Genomic DNA, 17,030 nt, shown 5'->3' with positions numbered 1-17,030 from the left:
GTCTAGATTATGCGTTAAAAGCGATGCTTCGCTAAAATTGCTTGCCCTAGAAATAGCAATAGTTCCTAGCATAAGCATAGGAACTAAAGAAGTGCTGCAAGGAACCTTGCAGCACTAAAAAGGTATTACCAACGGTAATGTGCGAACGCTTTGTTTGCGTCAGCCATGCGGTGAACGTCTTCACGTTTCTTAACCGCAGTACCTTTGTTCTCAGACGCGTCTAGCATTTCAGCAGCTAGGCGTTGAGCCATAGATTTTTCACCACGCTTACGCGCAGCTTCAACTACCCAACGCATAGCAAGAGCGTTACGGCGAACCGGACGAACTTCTACAGGTACTTGGTAAGTTGAACCACCTACACGGCGAGATTTAACTTCTACCGCTGGGCGAACATTTTCAAGAGCTTCTTCAAATACAGCTAAGTGGTCTTTACCAGACTTCTCAGCCATTGAATCTAGTGCAGTGTAAACGATTTTTTCTGCAGTAGATTTCTTTCCGTCAACCATAAGGATGTTAACGAATTTTGCCAGCAATTCAGATTTGAACTTAGGATCTGGAAGGATCTTACGCTGACCTATTACGCGACGACGTGGCATGGATATTCTCCGTTGTCTTCTTCAGGTTTTTTCCAAAACTTTTCAGAATAATAAATAAAATAGTGTTTGGCCTTACTTAACGATTTCTTTTTAAAAAGAAAATCAATTAAGACTTAGGACGTTTCACACCGTACTTAGAACGACCTTGTTTACGGTCGTTAACGCCAGCACAGTCAAGTGCGCCGCGAACAGTGTGGTAACGAACACCCGGAAGGTCTTTTACACGACCGCCACGGATTAGTACAACACTGTGCTCTTGTAGGTTGTGGCCTTCACCGCCGATGTACGAAGTTACTTCGAAACCGTTAGTTAGACGTACACGACATACTTTACGTAGTGCCGAGTTAGGTTTTTTAGGTGTAGTAGTGTAAACACGAGTACATACACCACGTTTTTGTGGGCACGCTTCTAGTGCAGGCACGTTGCTTTTAACAACTTGCTTTACACGAGGCTTGCGAACCAACTGGTTAATAGTTGCCATTAACTAGCTCCTGAAATTTACTTGAAAGTAAGCTTTGTGAAAAATCTATCCCTAATCACAAGTCGTAATTAGGGACGCAAAATTCTATTCAGCAGTGGGAGGTGTGTCAAGAAATATACAGATCTTTTTTAGCCGTCTAGAGCTCAGGATGGTCTAATTTTAACCAAACTGATAGAACACGCTTACCAAGTCACTGATTTGTCGTTCAAAACCGTCAGTTTAACGAAGCCATCGAAGTCAACTTGATCAATGGTACTTGAGACAAGTAGTTGTAAACCTCGGCTATCGAGATCTGGTTTTAACACCGACACCTGCCCTACTGCGCAGATTTGAGTGAATAACTCATGATTTGGAAGGCAAACATACACCGCATCTTCCACTAAAAGATACTGATCTTGTGGCTGAGAATAGGTCAATGCGAGTTTCAGTTTGTCGACTGATTTTACGATATGAAGCATAGCGTCCCCTAGAAAGTCAGTATCTGTTGGCACTGAGCTAACTTCTGCGTTAACTCGTCGGCTTCAACGCTGGTCACATCGATCAGCAGGTTGTCTGCTGAAAGACCAAACTGACTCAGACTACGCTGACACACATACACCTGTTCGATGTCGTACAGGTCCATAAGTTTGAATGCAGAGATGTAGTCACGCGATAGTGTTTCGTCGGGCTGCTGCGCTTTGAGAAGCTGTGTCACGCCATCGCCAACAAAGAACACGGCGATGTCTTCACTGTATGCGGACGCAGCAAGCAGGGCGTCTAACCCTTCTCTACCCGCAGCGGTCGTATGAGGGAAACTGTTAAATATAAAGGCTAACTTTCTCAAAACTGCACAACCCTATCTTGCGTTAGTAGCGCTTCGGATAAGCTCCCTAATCCGGCCTGAGTAAATCCCTTGGCTAGGTTAGAGGCACTTAGTTGATGTTGCTCTGCTTCTTCAGAGCTAATCACTCCGCGTCTTAGCGCTGCTGCCACACAGGTTTCAAGGCTAACATCGTGTTCATCAGCCAGCTTTTGCCAAGCAGAAGCTAAATCAAATTCATCGTTAGCCGGTACGGTAAGGTCTGAGCCGTTACTGACACCATCTTGATAGAAGAATACACTGTGAAGTTTGTGGCCCTGATTAATAAGAGCCACGGCAAACTGGTAGGCACTTCTTGCTGACTGTGAGCCATAGACTGGCCCATTCACTAGGAGTGTATAGCTTAGCAACCCTCTTCATCCTCTGTTTTACGTTGGCGGATGTATAGGTACACGGTGTGCTTAGAGATGTTCAGTCGCTCAGCAACGCGGTTAATCGCGTCTTTAATATCGAAAATACCTTTGTCGTACAGCTCCATCACGATCTGACGGTTCTTCGTATTGTTCGATACCGATTTGTCAGCGTTAATTTCTTCAATGGTGCGTTCAACCGTCTGGTCGACAAGTTCTTCAACGTCACTAGCGAAGTTAACCGATGATGCGGCTTCGTCTGCGTCTTGTGTAGGCATGAACGATTGCAGCACTTGTGAGAATGGCGCGTCTAGATTAACGTTAATACACAGTAGGCCAATCACTCGGTCTTCACCGTTGCGGATAGCAACCGTGATCGACTTCATCAACACTCCGCCTTTAGCGCGAGTGAAGTATGAACGTGAGAAGTTACGCTTAGAACCTTCAATATCTTTTAGCATCTTCAGTGCAAGATCGGTGATCGGCGAGCCAACCTGACGACCTGTATTTTCGCCGTTGGCAATTTTAATCGCAGAAGTATTGAGGTCTTCTAAAGAGTGCAAAACGATTTCACAAAACGGACCAATAAGGCTCGCAATACCGTCAACAACGGCCTCATAAGATCTTAGAATGATTTTATCGTGTTCACTGAATGGCATAACGTGGACTGATTCCATTTCAAGTAACACATCTGCATTGACTGTTTCTGTAGTAGTCACTTATTCCTTACCTTCGTGTGAAAAATCAACAAATTTATGTAAGTTTATCAGAAAATTTTAATTGCACACCTAGCTAACATTGCAACTAGTGATTTAGAACAAGTTTAAAAATCAAATACTCATCTTCAAATCATAAAAAAAGCCTAACTCAAAGTTAGGCTTTTTATTCAATCAACGTATTTTAGTACGAAGCTTTTAACCGATATTACTGTGCAGGAGCTGCTTCAGCGTTATCGATGTTTAGTAGTTCAACTTCGAATACTAACGTTGAGTTAGCAGGGATAGTCGGTGTGTCTTGCTCACCGTATGCTAGCTCTGGCGGGATAACGAACTTGTACTTAGAACCAACTTGCATCAGTTGTACGCCTTCAGTCCAGCCTGGGATTACGCGGTTTAGTGGGAATGTTGCTGGTTCGCCACGATCGTAAGAGCTGTCGAACTGAGTACCGTCTGTTAGCGTACCTTTGTAGTGTACTTGAACGGTATCAGTGTCTTTTGGAGAAGCGCCTTCACCAGCAGTCATTACTTGGTAAAGTAGACCAGATTCAGTTTGCTTAACGCCTTCAGTTTTAGCGAACTCAGCGCGGAAGTCATCACCGGCTTTCTTCACTTCTGCAGATTTTTCTGCCGCTTGTGCTTGCATCGTTTCAGCAACACGCTTGTCTAGAGCTTCAAGAGCTGCGCGAGTTTCTTCTTCGTTAAGTGCTGTTTTCTCTGCGAATACGTCTTCGATACCTTGAAGAACCATATCTTTGTCTAGGTTGATACCTAGCTCGCTTGGCTTATCAATGCTTGTGCTTAGGTAGTTAGCGAAAGATACACCGATTGCGTAAGCCGCTTTGTCATCTTCTGTTTTAAAGTTTACTGCTTCAACTTTAACTTCTTCTACCTGTGGAGCTTCTGCCTTTGGTTCTTCTTTCTGACAACCAACTGCTAGCATAACCGTTGCGGCAAGCAGTGATACTTTTAAAACTGATTTCATTGAATTCTCCAATTAATGGCCAAGCCATTGGTTATTGTGCACAAATCTAATGATTAGATTGGTGTGAATACGTTAGTTATAACAATATACTAGTCATATGTCTTTCGACACAAACCGGATTATTAGATGTGATGCGAATATTTTTCCACTCATTGCTATGTACTATTGTCATCACCTTGTTAAATGGTTGCTTTTTCTTTCAAGATGATGAACAACGTTGGGAAATTGAGCCCAATGGTGCCACCAGCTTTGCACTCAGCAGAGATGGACGCTTCGCCCTGCTCTACTCTCAGCAAAAACAACTGCTCCTTTGGGACCTCGCCGAAGATCAAGAGTTGGCTCAACTTGGTCCACAAGACCAGTTAGAAAACCAAGTATCGCGTATCCGTATCTCGGACAATGGCCGTTTTGCCATCACCGCGAGCCAGATGAACTTCGCCGTTTGGGACTTATCTTGGACTCAAGCACAAGGGCTATGGTCTATCTCCGATGGCTTGATTCGCGATGTCGATATCTCTAGCAATGGTGAAAAAGTACTGCTTGGCCTTTCTAATGGCAAAGCCATCTATGTGGACTTAGTCACCGGACGCCGTCTGGAGTTCCTCGCTCACCGAGAAAAAGTGAATTCTGTGTCCCTTTCGTCCAATGGACGCTACGCCTTATCCGGTGGTAACGACTACAAAGCCTACCTTTGGGATACCGAGTCAGGCTTGGTATTGCGCACCTTTGAGCATGAACAAAGAGTAGTACGAGTCGCGCTACAACGCGATGGCGAGCTGGCTTTTACTTCTGACGGCGGCAATCAAGCGATGATTTGGGATCTTGAAACGGGTGAACCTCAAGCACAACTACAAAGCTGGTCTCGACAGTTGATTTTCTCGAGTGCTCGTTTTTCTGATGACGGCAGCATGTTGGTGACGGGCACGCCATCCAGCCAAGTGAGTGTGTGGAATACTCAGGATGGCAAACGAATTTCTCGCCACGATGCTGAGCCACTAAAAGATGCTCGCCCTCCTCGTGCGGTAGTGTATGATGCAGCCTTTGATGATAAGAACCGTGTGATATCGGGCACCTCTGCGGGCATTGCCCAAGCTTGGAATGTGGATTAAGAACGATGACAGAAAAGCGAGTTGAACAACTAGAAAGCCGCGTAAATGACCTAGAGTGTCAGCTAGCTTTCCAAGAACAGACCATTGAAGAACTCAATGAAGCGCTTAGCCAACAGCAAATGTTGATCACGAGAATGCAAGACCAGATGAAGTTCGTGGTTGGCAAAGTGAAAAATATGGATGGCTCAAACCTAGCTGACGCATCAGAAGAGACGCCACCTCCACACTATTAAGTGCGGTTCAAAATAACGAATTGATTCTTGCGACATGTATCGCTAGAAATCTGCAAACTAAAAGGGCGACAGATGCTTATCTGTCGCCCTTTTGTTTGTTTAATCTGCGCTAATTCAACTAAAGCCAATTAAGCCGATAGAAACTTAATCATCCGCATAAATCTTCACTTCAACACGACCTTGAGTATCAACACTTGCACGATACATTCCTGAGCTGTTCATACCAAAATGAATATCGCCTTGGCCATCGATAGCGATCAAGCCGCCTTCTCCACCCATAGTTTTCAATTCACCTTGAATGATCGTTTCACAAGCGGTGTGTACATCTTCTTTCAGATAACGCATTCGTGCTGCGACATCACTGGCGACCATTTTACGTAGGAAGAACTCACCCATTCCGGTTGTTGAGACGGCAACGTTGCCATTTTCAGCGATGGTTCCCGCCCCAATGATCGGAGAGTCACCCACACGGCCGTATTTCTTATTGGTCACGCCACCGGTACTGGTTGCTGCTGCTAAGTTACCCGCTTGGTCTAATGCGACTGCACCGACCGTGCCGTACTTTTTGTCGTCGGGGTATTTCTCAGCTTGCTGTTCATCATATTTCGCTTCAGACAGAGCAAAGATGCCTTTCTCTTTCATCGACTGAAGTTGATCATAGCGGCGTTCAGTAAAGAAGTAGTCTTGCTCGGTAAAGGTGTACTCATGCTCAAACGCAAACTTCTCGGCACCTTCACCAATCAACAACACATGGTCGCTTTTCAGCATCACATCACGTGCAAGCTCAATTGGGTTTTTGATATGGCGAACGCCTGCAATAGCACCCGCATCCATTTCGCGGCCGTGCATCACAGAAGCGTCCATCTCAACAAATTCATCATGCGTTAAAACAGAGCCCTTACCAGCATTAAAATGCGGGCTGTCTTCCATCACCTTAACTGATGCCACTACCGCATCCAGAGCATCACCACCCGATTGCAATATTTGATAACCAGCCAAAACCGATTTTTCCAAAGCCTCAGTAATACCCGCTTTTAATTCATCGCTCATTTGCTCTCGCAAGATGGTTCCTGCACCACCATGAATGGCAATTGAAAAAGGCTGTGACATGCAAACTCTCCACTGACGTCGTCTTATAATGTTGTGCTATCAATACCACATCCATGGTTTGATGTCTGATAGCGAAAACCAAACTTTTTACGAATGCTTAGATTTGCGGACACTTAGATTTGCAGACACTGAGTTCGCTAGATTAAAAGTCAGCTCAAAAACGAGACTCCTTAAACGAAAAAAACCTCCACAAGGGAGGCTTTCAATATTCTTAAACTAAACCGTTAGTTCGGTATTAGTGAGAACCACAGCTACCGCCGCCGCAGCAGCCGTCTTTTTTCTCTTCACCGTGGTCATGGCCTTCGCCACCACAGCAACCGCCTTCGTGGTCATGATCGTGGTCGTGACCGCCACAGCCGCCTTCTTGGTGTACGTGACCGTGTTGAACTTCTTCTTCAGTCGCTTCACGAACCGCTACAACTTCAACGTCAAACGTTAGAGTTTGGCCAGCTAGCATGTGGTTACCATCAACAACAACTTCGTCGCCATCTACTTCAGTAACTTCAACTGGGATTGGACCTTGGTCAGTATCCGCTAGGAAACGCATGCCAACTTCGATTTGCTCAACACCTTGGAATACGTCAGCAGGAACACGTTGAACTAGTGCGTCGTTGTGTTCGCCGTATGCGTCTTCTGGAGTAACAGTTGCAGAGAACTTGTCGCCAGCTACTTTGCCTTCAAGCTCTTTTTCAAGACCTGTAATTAGGTTGTTGTGACCGTGAAGGTAATCTAGTGGAGCTTCTGCAGTTGATTGGTCAACTACTACGCCATCTTCAAGTTTCACTTGATATGCAACACTAACTACTACGTTCTTTTCAATTTTCATGAGAGCTCCAAGGAGGTTTGGACTAAGCTCGAACAGTTGAGCTTAGGAAAAATTCTGTACCGGGATATTATGGGGATCAATTAACGAAACTCAATCATTCTGGCTTAAAAATACCGATCATTTCTTGATTCGCGTGTTCAGATTTCTCTACAGTTTTCGGTTTACGCTGTTCTGTGAAGTCACAATCGACACATTCCACCAGCTCGATATTATTTTCAATCCACCAACGGAGTGTGTCTTGAGTGTTGCAACTTGGGCAGCTTGCCCCTGCGATAAAGCGTTTTTTCTGTTTCACGTTCATATCCTTTACTACTCTGGATTCGCGGTTCTTCCCACTCACTTTATTGATAAGTTAAGCAGAGACCGCGTTTATTATTAGATTAGTTCTATAGTCTGTTATTTCTATGCCCAAGCTCTATTTCTAAGCTCAAGCATGAGTTATCACTTCAAGCTACTGCCAATAGTTTCGAGATTGGTGATCGTTTTCCATCTCGTGTCCAAAGATCTCTTCAAGTTCTTTACGAGCCTCTTTCGCTCTTTGGGCTAACTCGGCATCTTCGTTATGCTGAGGCAGCAACTCTTTCAGCATACCATTATCCAACTTTCTAAAGTGTGCTTCTGCTCGCTTCGCTTTATATGGATGCATGCCAAGTTCAGTCAATGTTTGACGACCTAAATCCAATGCTCCAAGAAAGGTTTCACGCGAATAGTTACTCACACCGTGGTTAAGTAGTTGATACGCTTCAACACGGCTTCGTGCACGCGCCAAGATCTTTAAGCGTGGGAAGTGCTGCTTACATAAATCGACGGTTTTCATGATTTCATCAGGGGAGTCAGTACACAACACAATCGCCTCTGCTTTATCAGCACCGGCTGCGCGTAATAGCTCGAGGTGAGTTGAGTCACCGTAAAATACCTTGTAGCCAAACTTTCTAAGGATATGGATTTGGCTGGCATCACTCTCAAGAACGGTAATACGAATCTTATTTGCGTACATCAAGCGGCCAATGATCTGACCGAAGCGACCAAAGCCAGCAATGATCACTCGAGGGCTACGATCGACCACATCCGAAGACATCGCACTTTCGCTGATTTGGTTCAGTTGACGAGCAAAGAACTTATCTTGCAGCTTAAGCATTAGTGGGGTGGTCACCATAGACAGGCTCACTACTACCAGTAAGAACGACACCTGTTCGCCACTTAAGATGCCCTGCGCACTCGCCGCGGTAAAAATAACGAAAGCAAACTCACCACCTTGGCTGAGAATCATCGCCATTCGACTACGCGCTTTTGCTTGAGTACCAAAGATACGAGCCAGCGCGTACAGCACTAGGCCTTTCAACACCACGAGGGCCAATACAGCAATCAGTATTGCGAATGGGCTTTCTGCCAATAAACCTAGGTTTACCGCCATACCAACCGAGATGAAGAACAAGCCGAGCAACAACCCTTTGAATGGGTCAATCGCGATTTCAAGCTCGTGTCGATATTCACTTTCAGCAAGAAGCACGCCCGCTAGGAAGGTACCTAATGCCATCGACAAGCCAATCTGTTGCATGATCACGGCAATACCAATCACAAGTAACAGCGCTGCGACGGTGAATAACTCACGCACACCACTCATCACTACGTATCGGAACAGTGGTCTCAACAAGAAGTGGCCACCGACCAGCAGACCAATCACGCCACCCAGCATCCAAAGCATGTCTGCCCAACTGCCACCTGTATTGCCCGCAAGCAAAGGCAACATTGCCAACATTGGAATAACCGCGATATCTTGGAAAAGTAGTACTGCAAAGCCTGACTGCCCGGCTTCTTTGCCACCAAGCTCTCGCTCTTCAATAACACGCAAGGCAATAGCGGTCGAAGACAAAGCTAAACCCATACCGATGACTAAGCTCGTTTGCCAAGTTAAACCAAACATACACACGATGGCGGTAATAATCAGAGTGGTGATCAGCACTTGTGCGCCACCCAACCCGAGAATAGGCGCCCGCATCTGCCACAGTTTTTTCGGGTTAAGTTCGAGACCAATCAGGAAGAGCAGCAGTACCACCCCGAATTCGGAGAAGTGCAGAATCGCCTCTACATCACTGATTAGACCAAGCCCCCATGGGCCAATTGCCACGCCTGCTAATAGGTAACCGAGGACTGAACCCAAACCAGCGCGCTGTGCGATAGGAACCGCAACCACAGCAGCCGCTAAAAATATAACGCTACTTTGTAGAAAATCATTAGTCAGAGCCATCATCTGCTCCTATATCTTGTAGCGGGTCTCGCAACCAGTTTCGATACGCTTCGGCGTGTTGGTAACGCGTCATATCGGTGACATTTCGGGCCCAGTGTAAAACCAAAGGGGATATCCAGTTCATTTGACACAAAGAAGCGGTGAGCTCAAACGGTTGCAAGATCTCTTGTAATGGATATTTATTATAGCCTGCGGCACCAAACGCCTCTTCTTTACCACCGGTAGTAATCACACTGCGCCAGTGTTTGCCTTTAAGCGCACTTTGCTCACCAAACGCAAAACCCTTGCCTAACACGCGATCAAACCACTCTTTTAACAGTGAAGGGCAGGAATACATAAACAGAGGATGTTGAAACACGATCACATCGTATTGAAGGAGCAATTCATGCTCATAAGGCACATCGATAAAGAAGTCTGGGTAGATGGCGTAGAGATCATGAACTTTGACATGACCGAGCGACTCTACCTTCTTAACCATCATCTGGTTAGCAATAGAGGTTTGCGGCTCTGGGTGCGCGTAGATGATCAACACCTTTGGCACGACTTTGTCTGTCGAGGGAGTATTACTCATTCCTTTGAAACATTCCTTTGAGGGCTAAACGGTGGCAAGGCCACAAGAATTTAAGCAAAAGTTATTAATATGTTATTGGCATCATAACGCAAATTGCATTGTGATCGACTTTTATCTGGTTTCAGCCTACTATGCAGGCGTCTGTTCACCTCTAATTTCTATGCTATTTCAATTATGATTACTTTCTCTGATATTCAATTGCTACGCGGCGGTAAGCCACTCCTCGACCAAGCATCTGCGACTTTTCACCCTGGCGACAAGATCGGTTTGGTTGGTAAAAACGGCTGTGGTAAATCTACGCTGTTCGCCTTAATTAAGGACGAACTGTCTATTGATGCGGGCTCATTCAGTAAACCAGCCCATTGGGAAATGGCTTGGGTTGCTCAAGAAACACCTGCATTAGAAAGAACAGCAATTGAATACGTGATTGATGGCGACCGTGAATACCGTGGCCTTGAAGATCAACTAGAGAAAGCTGAACAAGCCGACAACGGCACATTGGTAGCAGAGATCCACGGCAAGATTGAAACCATTGGTGGTTACAGCATCAAGGCACGTGCTGCCGAGTTACTGGACGGCCTAGGCTTTAGCCAAGAACAAATGACATGGAACCTGACTCAGTTCTCGGGTGGTTGGCGTATGCGTTTAAACCTAGCGCAAGCCCTACTGTGTCGCAGTGACCTACTGCTACTCGATGAACCTACCAACCACTTGGATCTAGACGCAGTAATGTGGCTAGAACGTTGGTTACAAAGCTACCCTGGCACACTAGTGCTTATCTCGCACGATAGAGACTTCTTAGACCCTATCGTCAACCGCATCGTGCACGTTGAAAACCAGCAGCTCAATGAGTACACGGGTAACTATTCATCGTTCGAAACCCAACGAGCGCAAAAACTGATTCTGCAACAAGCGATGTACCAAAAGCAGCAGAAACAGATGTCTCACATGCAAAGCTACATTGACCGTTTCCGTTACAAAGCATCAAAGGCTCGCCAAGCGCAAAGCCGTATTAAAGCGTTGGAGAAAATGGAACAAGTGCTGCCTGCTCAGTTTGATAACCCATTCAGCTTTGAGTTTAGAGAACCAGACGCACTACCAAACCCAATCATGATGATGGACGAGGTCTCTGCCGGTTACGATGACAATCTGATTCTAGAGAAGATTCGCTTGAACCTAGTGCCGGGCAGCCGTATTGGTCTACTTGGTCGAAATGGTGCTGGTAAATCAACACTGATTAAACTGCTTTCTGGCGAACTGAAACAGCAAGGTGGTGAGCTGAGCTATTCGCAAGGCGTTAAGATTGGTTACTTTGCACAGCACCAATTAGAGACGCTGCACCCTGAAGAAACACCGCTGCAACACATGATGCAGATTGCCCCTAAGCACACCGAGCAACAACTGCGTGATTACCTAGGTAGCTTCGGTTTCCAAGGTGAAAAAGCGCTCGATAAAGTGGCACCCTTCTCTGGTGGTGAAAAAGCGCGTTTAGTATTAGCGCTACTGGTATGGCAAAAACCAAACCTGTTGCTACTCGATGAACCAACCAACCACTTGGATCTCGACATGCGTCAAGCGCTGACTTTTGCCCTGCAGACGTTTGAAGGTGCAATGGTTATCGTATCGCACGACCGTTACCTACTGCGTGCGACTACCGATGATTTATACCTTGTACACGACCGCCAAGTAGCACCGTTTGATGGTGACTTAAGCGATTACTACAAGTGGCTAACCGAACAACAGAAAGTTGAGCGCAAAGAAGCACAAGCATTGGCACCAGCCAAAGACGGCGCCAACAGTGCAGCAGCGAAAAAAGAGCAGAAACGAAAAGAAGCCGAGTTCCGTAAACTGACGGCACCACTTCGTAAAAAGCTCACTCAATTTGAAAAGCAGATGGATACATTAACGCAGGCTCTTGAAGAAGCTGAGCAAGAATTATCCGACACATCACTGTATGAAGCTGAAAATAAGGCTAAACTGAATAAAGTACTCGCTCTCCAAGCGAGCAGTAAGTCACAGCTAGAAGAAGTTGAAATGGATTGGATGTCCACTCAAGAAGATCTTGAGCAGATGGAACAGAATATGGATAGCTTATGAGCCCAGAGCACGCCCCAATATCACTAACACTGGAACGACTATGGCAATTTAGCCTTCAGTATTACAGTGTGCGCGGTGTAAAGGATGCGTGCCTAGCTTTGCAAAACCAGTTCCACGGCAACGTCAATCTACTGCTGCTTCTCAAATGGCTTGATGAGCAGCAATTGTCTTTCGCTGAAGAAGAGTGGCACAAGGTTCAACAGTGCTTGAGCCGCTCTGAAACCTTGCTTCATAGTTATCGAGAGCTACGTAAACATCTCAAAGCACACATTGTCGACTCGCTATACCGTGAAGCCTTGCAGTTTGAGTTACAGCTTGAAAAGCAACAACAGTCCGATCTGGTCGACTGTATTAACTCCCTACAACTGTACGCTAATCAGCAATCACCGCTCGCTTTTCAGTACTGTCGTTTATTAGGGGCAGAAAACCTCTACGACGCTTTTTCTGAACCAGCACCACAGCCCTAGCTCGTTCTCTTTCCATTTTATTCCATCAAGACCCAAGCTTAACCTTGATATTATTCAAGCAGTTAACCATGGCCTGTTTTTGTATCTCATATAAGTGAAAGCCTTGCGCTTATACCGAGAATCAACCAAGCTCAAATAAAAACGTGGGCGTTTCGTTACAAGCTCAACACGTTATCAAAACCCGTAAAAGAAGCATGGATCGTTTTTATGACAATATTTACCGCAGCCGCTGGTCTCTCTAATCCGCACTTACAAACCTTAGTGCCACGGTTTATTCGAAAGCAGGCGCTGTTTCATCCTCACTGGCAAACCTTAGAAACACCCGATGGTGACTTTCTTGATCTTGCTTGGAGCGAATCACCAGACGGTGACACCTCAAATAAGAATGATCGCAGTAGCAAGCCGATATTCGTTCTATTCCACGGTTTAGAAGGTAGCTTTGAGAGCCCTTATGCCAATGGATTAATGAATGCGTTTGCTAAAGATGGTTGGTTGTCCGTGATGATGCACTTCAGAGGCTGCAGTGGAAAACCCAATCGCCTGGCTCGCGCTTACCATTCAGGTGAAGTCGAAGATGCGCGCTTTTTTCTAAGACACTTGCACGCCCAGTTTCCGAATAACCCTAAGGTTGCGGTTGGCATATCTTTAGGTGGAAACATGCTGGCGAACTATTTGGCTGAGTACGCAGACGACCCATTACTGTCGGCGGCGACAATCGTATCTGCTCCTTTTGACTTAGCGTGTTGCTCTAGTCGCATTGAGCGTGGTTTCTCCAAACTCTATAAGAAGTACCTGCTCAACTCTCTAAAATCGAATGCGCTAAAAAAGGTTAACCTGCTACAGGAAAAACTTGGCATCACCGCTGAAGCCATCAAGAACATCACCAAACTGTATGAGTTTGATGAGCGAATCACTGCGCCTCTGCACGGCTTCAAAAATGCCCAAGATTATTATGCGCAATGTTCTGCACTGCCTAAGCTCAATAAGATCAAACTGCCGACTCAGATCATTCATGCCAAAGACGACCCTTTCATGACCGATGATGTGATCCCAAAATTCGTTCTGCCCGATAACATCGATTATCGACTGTTTCAAAAAGGCGGCCATGTTGGGTTTATTACTGGTAGCACACTCAAACCAAGGTTTTGGTTAGAAGAAGCCTTGCCTGCCTACTATGAAAGTATCCAAGATTCGGCATAATGACCGAGCCTTAGTAAATAGAAGCAAAACATTACTAAGCACACGTATTTCTACATCAATAAACATATCTATGAACATAAAAGAGAGAAGTATTTATGATCATCCCATGGCAAGACATTGCGCCAGAGACACTGGAAAACCTCATCAAAGAGTTCGTGCTGCGTGAAGGCACAGACTACGGCGACGTAGAGGTTTCACTGCAAAACAAGATTGACCAAGTGAAACATCAATTAGCTTCAGGAGAAGTCAGCATCGTGTTTTCTGAGCTCCATGAAACCGTTGATATTCAAGTCACAAAACGCTTCTAAGCTGCGCTCATAAAGGAGCCGTGTTATAGTGGTAAACGATTGCTAACAAGTAAGTTACTCAAAAGACAAGGGTTGTCATGTCCGCTAAACATCCAATTATTGCGGTGACGGGTTCATCTGGAGCCGGCACCACCACCACCTCAGAAGCCTTCCGTAAAATGTTCAATATGATGGACGTGAAGGCAGCTTGGGTTGAAGGGGATAGTTTCCATCGCTTCACTCGCCCAGAGATGGATGTCGAGATCCGTAAAGCGCGCGAGCAAGGTAAGCACATCAGCTACTTTGGTCCACAAGCCAACGACTTTGGTGCGCTAGAAGAGTTCTTCCGTAAATACGGTAACGAAGGTACAGGTAAAGTACGAAGCTACCTGCACACCTTCGATGAAGCCGTGCCTTACAATCAAATGCCGGGCACCTTTACGCCATGGCAGGAGATCCCTGAAAATTCCGATGTGATGTTTTACGAAGGCCTGCACGGTGGTGTGGTTGATGGCGACATTAACGTTTCTCAACACGTCGATTTGCTGATCGGCATGGTACCTATCGTAAACCTAGAGTGGATTCAAAAATTCGTTCGTGACACCCGCGATCGTGGCCATTCACGCGAAGCCGTAATGGACTCCATTGTTCGTTCGATGGATGATTACCTTAACTACATTACCCCACAATTTTCGCGAACTCACATCAACTTTCAGCGTGTTCCAACCGTAGATACATCGAACCCACTCAACGCCAAAGGGATTCCAAGTTTAGACGAAAGCTTCGTAGTTATACGTTTGCGTGGCATCAAAAACGTCGATTTCCCCTACCTTCTGGCTATGATTGATGGCTCGTTTATGTCTCGTCATAACACGCTAGTGGTGCCAGGCGGCAAGATGAGTTTTGCTATGGAGCTCATTGTGAGGCCAATCCTGCAACAACTCATCGAAACCGGAAAAATAGGTTAACAAAACGACATTCTGGTTGATTACTTTTCATACCGTGATCATGTGCACAATTTTGCGTAAAAAATCGTAGCTTGGTCACGATTAAAATCAAGAAATAGTACCTGAAAAAGGATACTATTCTTAAACGAAACACAAGATAGCTTGCAGCACTCAACGAGTGCTCTTATCCTACAAGTCAATCCAGGCTTAGCTAAAATACGGAAAGCGGCAAGCATACCCTGCAGAGGAAGTGAGATATTATGGTTCTAGGTAAACCTCAAACCGATCCAACATTAGAGTGGTTCCTTTCACACTGTCATATTCATAAGTACCCTTCAAAAAGTACTTTGATTCATGCTGGTGAAAAGGCAGAAACCTTGTACTACATCGTTAAAGGTTCTGTGGCAGTTCTTATCAAAGACGAAGAAGGTAAGGAAATGATTCTTTCTTACCTAAACCAAGGCGACTTCATCGGTGAGCTTGGCTTGTTCGAAGAAGACCAAGAGCGTACAGCTTGGGTTCGTGCTAAATCTCCTTGTGAAGTAGCTGAGATTTCTTTCAAGAAATTCCGTCAACTTATCCAAGTGAACCCAGATATCCTAATGCGCCTTTCAGCGCAAATGGCAAACCGTCTACAAGTAACTAGCCAAAAGGTTGGTGACTTAGCGTTCCTTGACGTAACAGGTCGTATCGCTCAAACGCTACTAAACCTAGCGAAACAGCCAGATGCAATGACTCACCCTGATGGCATGCAAATCAAGATCACTCGTCAAGAGATTGGCCAGATCGTTGGTTGTTCTCGTGAGACAGTTGGTCGTATCTTGAAGATGCTAGAAGAGCAGAACCTAATTTCTGCACACGGTAAAACTATCGTGGTATACGGCACTCGTTAATCTCGATTAACTGAGCCAAAAATTTGAAAGCCACCAAATGCGAGTTTGGTGGCTTTTTTGTTTTCTTAAGATCTATAGAGCAGATACGTGATGCGAATAGAACACCTACAGCTTCCAAGCACAAACTGTCTCGAAGCGAAGCGTACTCGAATCTCTAGGACAAAATCCGTGCTCGTATCTTTCTTTAACCGTTGGTGCTCTCAAAGATTTTGTCAGCTGATGCTGCAACAAAACCGGTGTAAAGCTCACCGTTGGCCATCGCATAACGCTTAGCGAACTCATAGAAGCCCCCAGGAATCATCTCATTGCCTTCAACAAATGAAACTGGGACTTTGTCTGCCATTGTTGATGATTGCTCTAATAAGACCTCTGGAGAGCCTTTAACCTGACCGCCAGATGCATTGATCGTGAAGCCCGACTCGCTCAAGTAGTCATTCACCGCCTGTACTTCATCGAAGTTATTTAGCTGATTCACACTCACCGTAAAGTGGTTTGCACCGTATCCATGAGCTGCTAGCCAAGACGCGTATTCACTCTCTTTTGCAAGCACTTGGAAATCAGCGAAGCTCAAACCCCATAGACGACCGCCAAACAAGAACTCATGACCTTGAAGTTTGGTTGCGTCGACTTGCTCAACCAACTTCGCAACGATCTGTTGCAAGTCACTTGAACACTCTTCTACCTTCAATTCACTAATGAACACTTTTGGCTGCTTCGGGTCTGGGTGCTCGTAGTGTTTAGCCACTAGCTTCTTGCTCTCAAACAGGTAGTCGCCACACGCCTTGTAACCCAGTTCCAGGAAAGGCTTAGCTAGTGTTTCAATACCGAGAGGGGCAACATTAAAAGTACGCAGTGCAATATGGTCGTTGATCAGCGCTTCATCTTCTTTCAGCAAGTGATGCACTTTCTCAGCCGATGGACACAGCCTGTGAATGTAATCGTCCCATAGTGATTTAAAGAGTAGATCGGGCGTCATGGTGACTCCTTGTCAGAGGTTCTAGCAAGCTAGTAATTTGGATTAGAGAGGGAGAAGCTGAGACACAGAGTCAGCAGCC

General features: G+C 45.6%; 21 protein-coding genes. 8 read left to right on the top strand and 13 right to left on the bottom strand.

What is annotated here, in order from left to right:
- Positions 1 to 125 precede the first annotated feature (125 nt).
- The 7 genes from rpsG to fkpA form a co-directional block, all read right to left on the bottom strand.
- Complete coding sequence (gene rpsG, locus OCV19_RS01440) at positions 126 to 596, bottom strand: 30S ribosomal protein S7 (protein ID WP_010435163.1); 471 nt, start codon at positions 594 to 596, stop codon at positions 126 to 128.
- Positions 597 to 702: 106 nt separating this feature from the next.
- Entirely contained in the window at positions 703 to 1,077 is a 375-nt protein-coding gene (rpsL, locus tag OCV19_RS01435) for a 30S ribosomal protein S12 (RefSeq protein WP_004737194.1), read from the bottom strand.
- A gap of 182 nt (positions 1,078 to 1,259) precedes the next feature.
- Positions 1,260 to 1,535, bottom strand: a complete 276-nt coding sequence (gene tusB / locus OCV19_RS01430) for a sulfurtransferase complex subunit TusB (protein WP_065676534.1) — start codon at positions 1,533 to 1,535, stop codon at positions 1,260 to 1,262.
- 8 nt (positions 1,536 to 1,543) lie between these two features.
- Entirely contained in the window at positions 1,544 to 1,900 is a 357-nt protein-coding gene (tusC, locus tag OCV19_RS01425; RefSeq protein WP_065676535.1) for a sulfurtransferase complex subunit TusC, read from the bottom strand.
- Positions 1,897 to 2,286: a sulfurtransferase complex subunit TusD gene (tusD, locus tag OCV19_RS01420; RefSeq protein WP_065676536.1), complete on the bottom strand. Its 390-nt coding sequence runs from the start codon at positions 2,284 to 2,286 to the stop codon at positions 1,897 to 1,899. The genes tusC and tusD overlap by 4 nt, the downstream gene beginning before the upstream one ends.
- Complete coding sequence (locus OCV19_RS01415) at positions 2,280 to 3,005, bottom strand: helix-turn-helix transcriptional regulator (RefSeq protein WP_004729851.1); 726 nt, start codon at positions 3,003 to 3,005, stop codon at positions 2,280 to 2,282. Before OCV19_RS01415 ends, tusD begins: the two co-directional genes overlap by 7 nt.
- Positions 3,006 to 3,210: 205 nt before the next feature.
- The gene (fkpA, locus tag OCV19_RS01410) at positions 3,211 to 3,987 is read right to left on the bottom strand and encodes an FKBP-type peptidyl-prolyl cis-trans isomerase (protein WP_017061105.1); all 777 of its coding nucleotides are present in this window, start codon (positions 3,985 to 3,987) and stop codon (positions 3,211 to 3,213) included.
- Positions 3,988 to 4,118: 131 nt separating this feature from the next.
- On the opposite strand from fkpA, the gene OCV19_RS01405 reads away from it, so the two are divergent.
- The gene (locus tag OCV19_RS01405; RefSeq protein WP_017063707.1) at positions 4,119 to 5,096 is read left to right on the top strand and encodes a WD40 repeat domain-containing protein; all 978 of its coding nucleotides are present in this window, start codon (positions 4,119 to 4,121) and stop codon (positions 5,094 to 5,096) included.
- A 5-nt stretch (positions 5,097 to 5,101) separates the two neighbouring features.
- Positions 5,102 to 5,329, top strand: coding sequence for a SlyX family protein (locus tag OCV19_RS01400; RefSeq protein ID WP_009848930.1), 228 nt, complete (start codon positions 5,102 to 5,104; stop codon positions 5,327 to 5,329).
- 144 nt (positions 5,330 to 5,473) lie between these two features.
- Here the strand turns inward: OCV19_RS01400 and OCV19_RS01395 are convergent, their stop codons facing one another.
- From OCV19_RS01395 to kefG, 5 genes are all read right to left on the bottom strand, one after another.
- Positions 5,474 to 6,439, bottom strand: a complete 966-nt coding sequence (locus OCV19_RS01395; protein ID WP_050052680.1) for an isoaspartyl peptidase/L-asparaginase family protein — start codon at positions 6,437 to 6,439, stop codon at positions 5,474 to 5,476.
- Between the two features lie 235 nt (positions 6,440 to 6,674).
- The gene (slyD, locus tag OCV19_RS01390) at positions 6,675 to 7,265 is read right to left on the bottom strand and encodes a peptidylprolyl isomerase (RefSeq protein WP_017061108.1); all 591 of its coding nucleotides are present in this window, start codon (positions 7,263 to 7,265) and stop codon (positions 6,675 to 6,677) included.
- A gap of 94 nt (positions 7,266 to 7,359) precedes the next feature.
- Positions 7,360 to 7,560, bottom strand: coding sequence for a YheV family putative zinc ribbon protein (locus tag OCV19_RS01385; protein ID WP_029235422.1), 201 nt, complete (start codon positions 7,558 to 7,560; stop codon positions 7,360 to 7,362).
- Positions 7,561 to 7,716: 156 nt separating this feature from the next.
- Positions 7,717 to 9,513, bottom strand: coding sequence for a glutathione-regulated potassium-efflux system protein KefB (kefB, locus tag OCV19_RS01380; protein WP_065676537.1), 1,797 nt, complete (start codon positions 9,511 to 9,513; stop codon positions 7,717 to 7,719).
- Positions 9,500 to 10,084: a glutathione-regulated potassium-efflux system ancillary protein KefG gene (gene kefG / locus OCV19_RS01375; protein WP_019825343.1), complete on the bottom strand. Its 585-nt coding sequence runs from the start codon at positions 10,082 to 10,084 to the stop codon at positions 9,500 to 9,502. The genes kefB and kefG overlap by 14 nt, the downstream gene beginning before the upstream one ends.
- Positions 10,085 to 10,258: 174 nt before the next feature.
- On the opposite strand from kefG, the gene OCV19_RS01370 reads away from it, so the two are divergent.
- From OCV19_RS01370 to crp, 6 genes are all read left to right on the top strand, one after another.
- Positions 10,259 to 12,181 (top strand): ABC transporter ATP-binding protein, encoded by a 1,923-nt coding sequence (locus tag OCV19_RS01370; RefSeq protein ID WP_065676538.1) that lies wholly within the window; start codon positions 10,259 to 10,261, stop codon positions 12,179 to 12,181.
- Positions 12,178 to 12,648 (top strand): TIGR02444 family protein, encoded by a 471-nt coding sequence (locus OCV19_RS01365; RefSeq protein ID WP_065676539.1) that lies wholly within the window; start codon positions 12,178 to 12,180, stop codon positions 12,646 to 12,648. The genes OCV19_RS01370 and OCV19_RS01365 overlap by 4 nt, the downstream gene beginning before the upstream one ends.
- A 207-nt stretch (positions 12,649 to 12,855) precedes the next feature.
- Positions 12,856 to 13,848: a hydrolase gene (locus OCV19_RS01360; RefSeq protein WP_019825349.1), complete on the top strand. Its 993-nt coding sequence runs from the start codon at positions 12,856 to 12,858 to the stop codon at positions 13,846 to 13,848.
- A gap of 95 nt (positions 13,849 to 13,943) precedes the next feature.
- A complete protein-coding gene (locus tag OCV19_RS01355) occupies positions 13,944 to 14,156 on the top strand; it encodes a YheU family protein (RefSeq protein WP_010435208.1) in 213 nt (70 codons plus the stop codon).
- 77 nt (positions 14,157 to 14,233) lie between these two features.
- Positions 14,234 to 15,103 carry a phosphoribulokinase gene (locus OCV19_RS01350; RefSeq protein ID WP_010435210.1) on the top strand — a complete coding sequence of 290 codons (870 nt, stop codon included), beginning with the start codon at positions 14,234 to 14,236 and terminating at the stop codon, positions 15,101 to 15,103.
- A gap of 239 nt (positions 15,104 to 15,342) precedes the next feature.
- Positions 15,343 to 15,975, top strand: coding sequence for a cAMP-activated global transcriptional regulator CRP (crp, locus tag OCV19_RS01345; protein ID WP_004729651.1), 633 nt, complete (start codon positions 15,343 to 15,345; stop codon positions 15,973 to 15,975).
- Between the two features lie 184 nt (positions 15,976 to 16,159).
- Here crp and OCV19_RS01340 read toward each other — a convergent pair whose 3' ends face one another.
- Positions 16,160 to 16,951 carry a DUF1338 domain-containing protein gene (locus OCV19_RS01340; RefSeq protein ID WP_065676540.1) on the bottom strand — a complete coding sequence of 264 codons (792 nt, stop codon included), beginning with the start codon at positions 16,949 to 16,951 and terminating at the stop codon, positions 16,160 to 16,162.
- Positions 16,952 to 17,030: the final 79 nt, after the last annotated feature.

This window comes from Vibrio celticus (assembly GCF_024347335.1).
GTDB classification, from domain to species: domain Bacteria; phylum Pseudomonadota; class Gammaproteobacteria; order Enterobacterales; family Vibrionaceae; genus Vibrio; species Vibrio celticus.
This window is presented reverse-complemented; position numbering and strand designations above follow the sequence as displayed.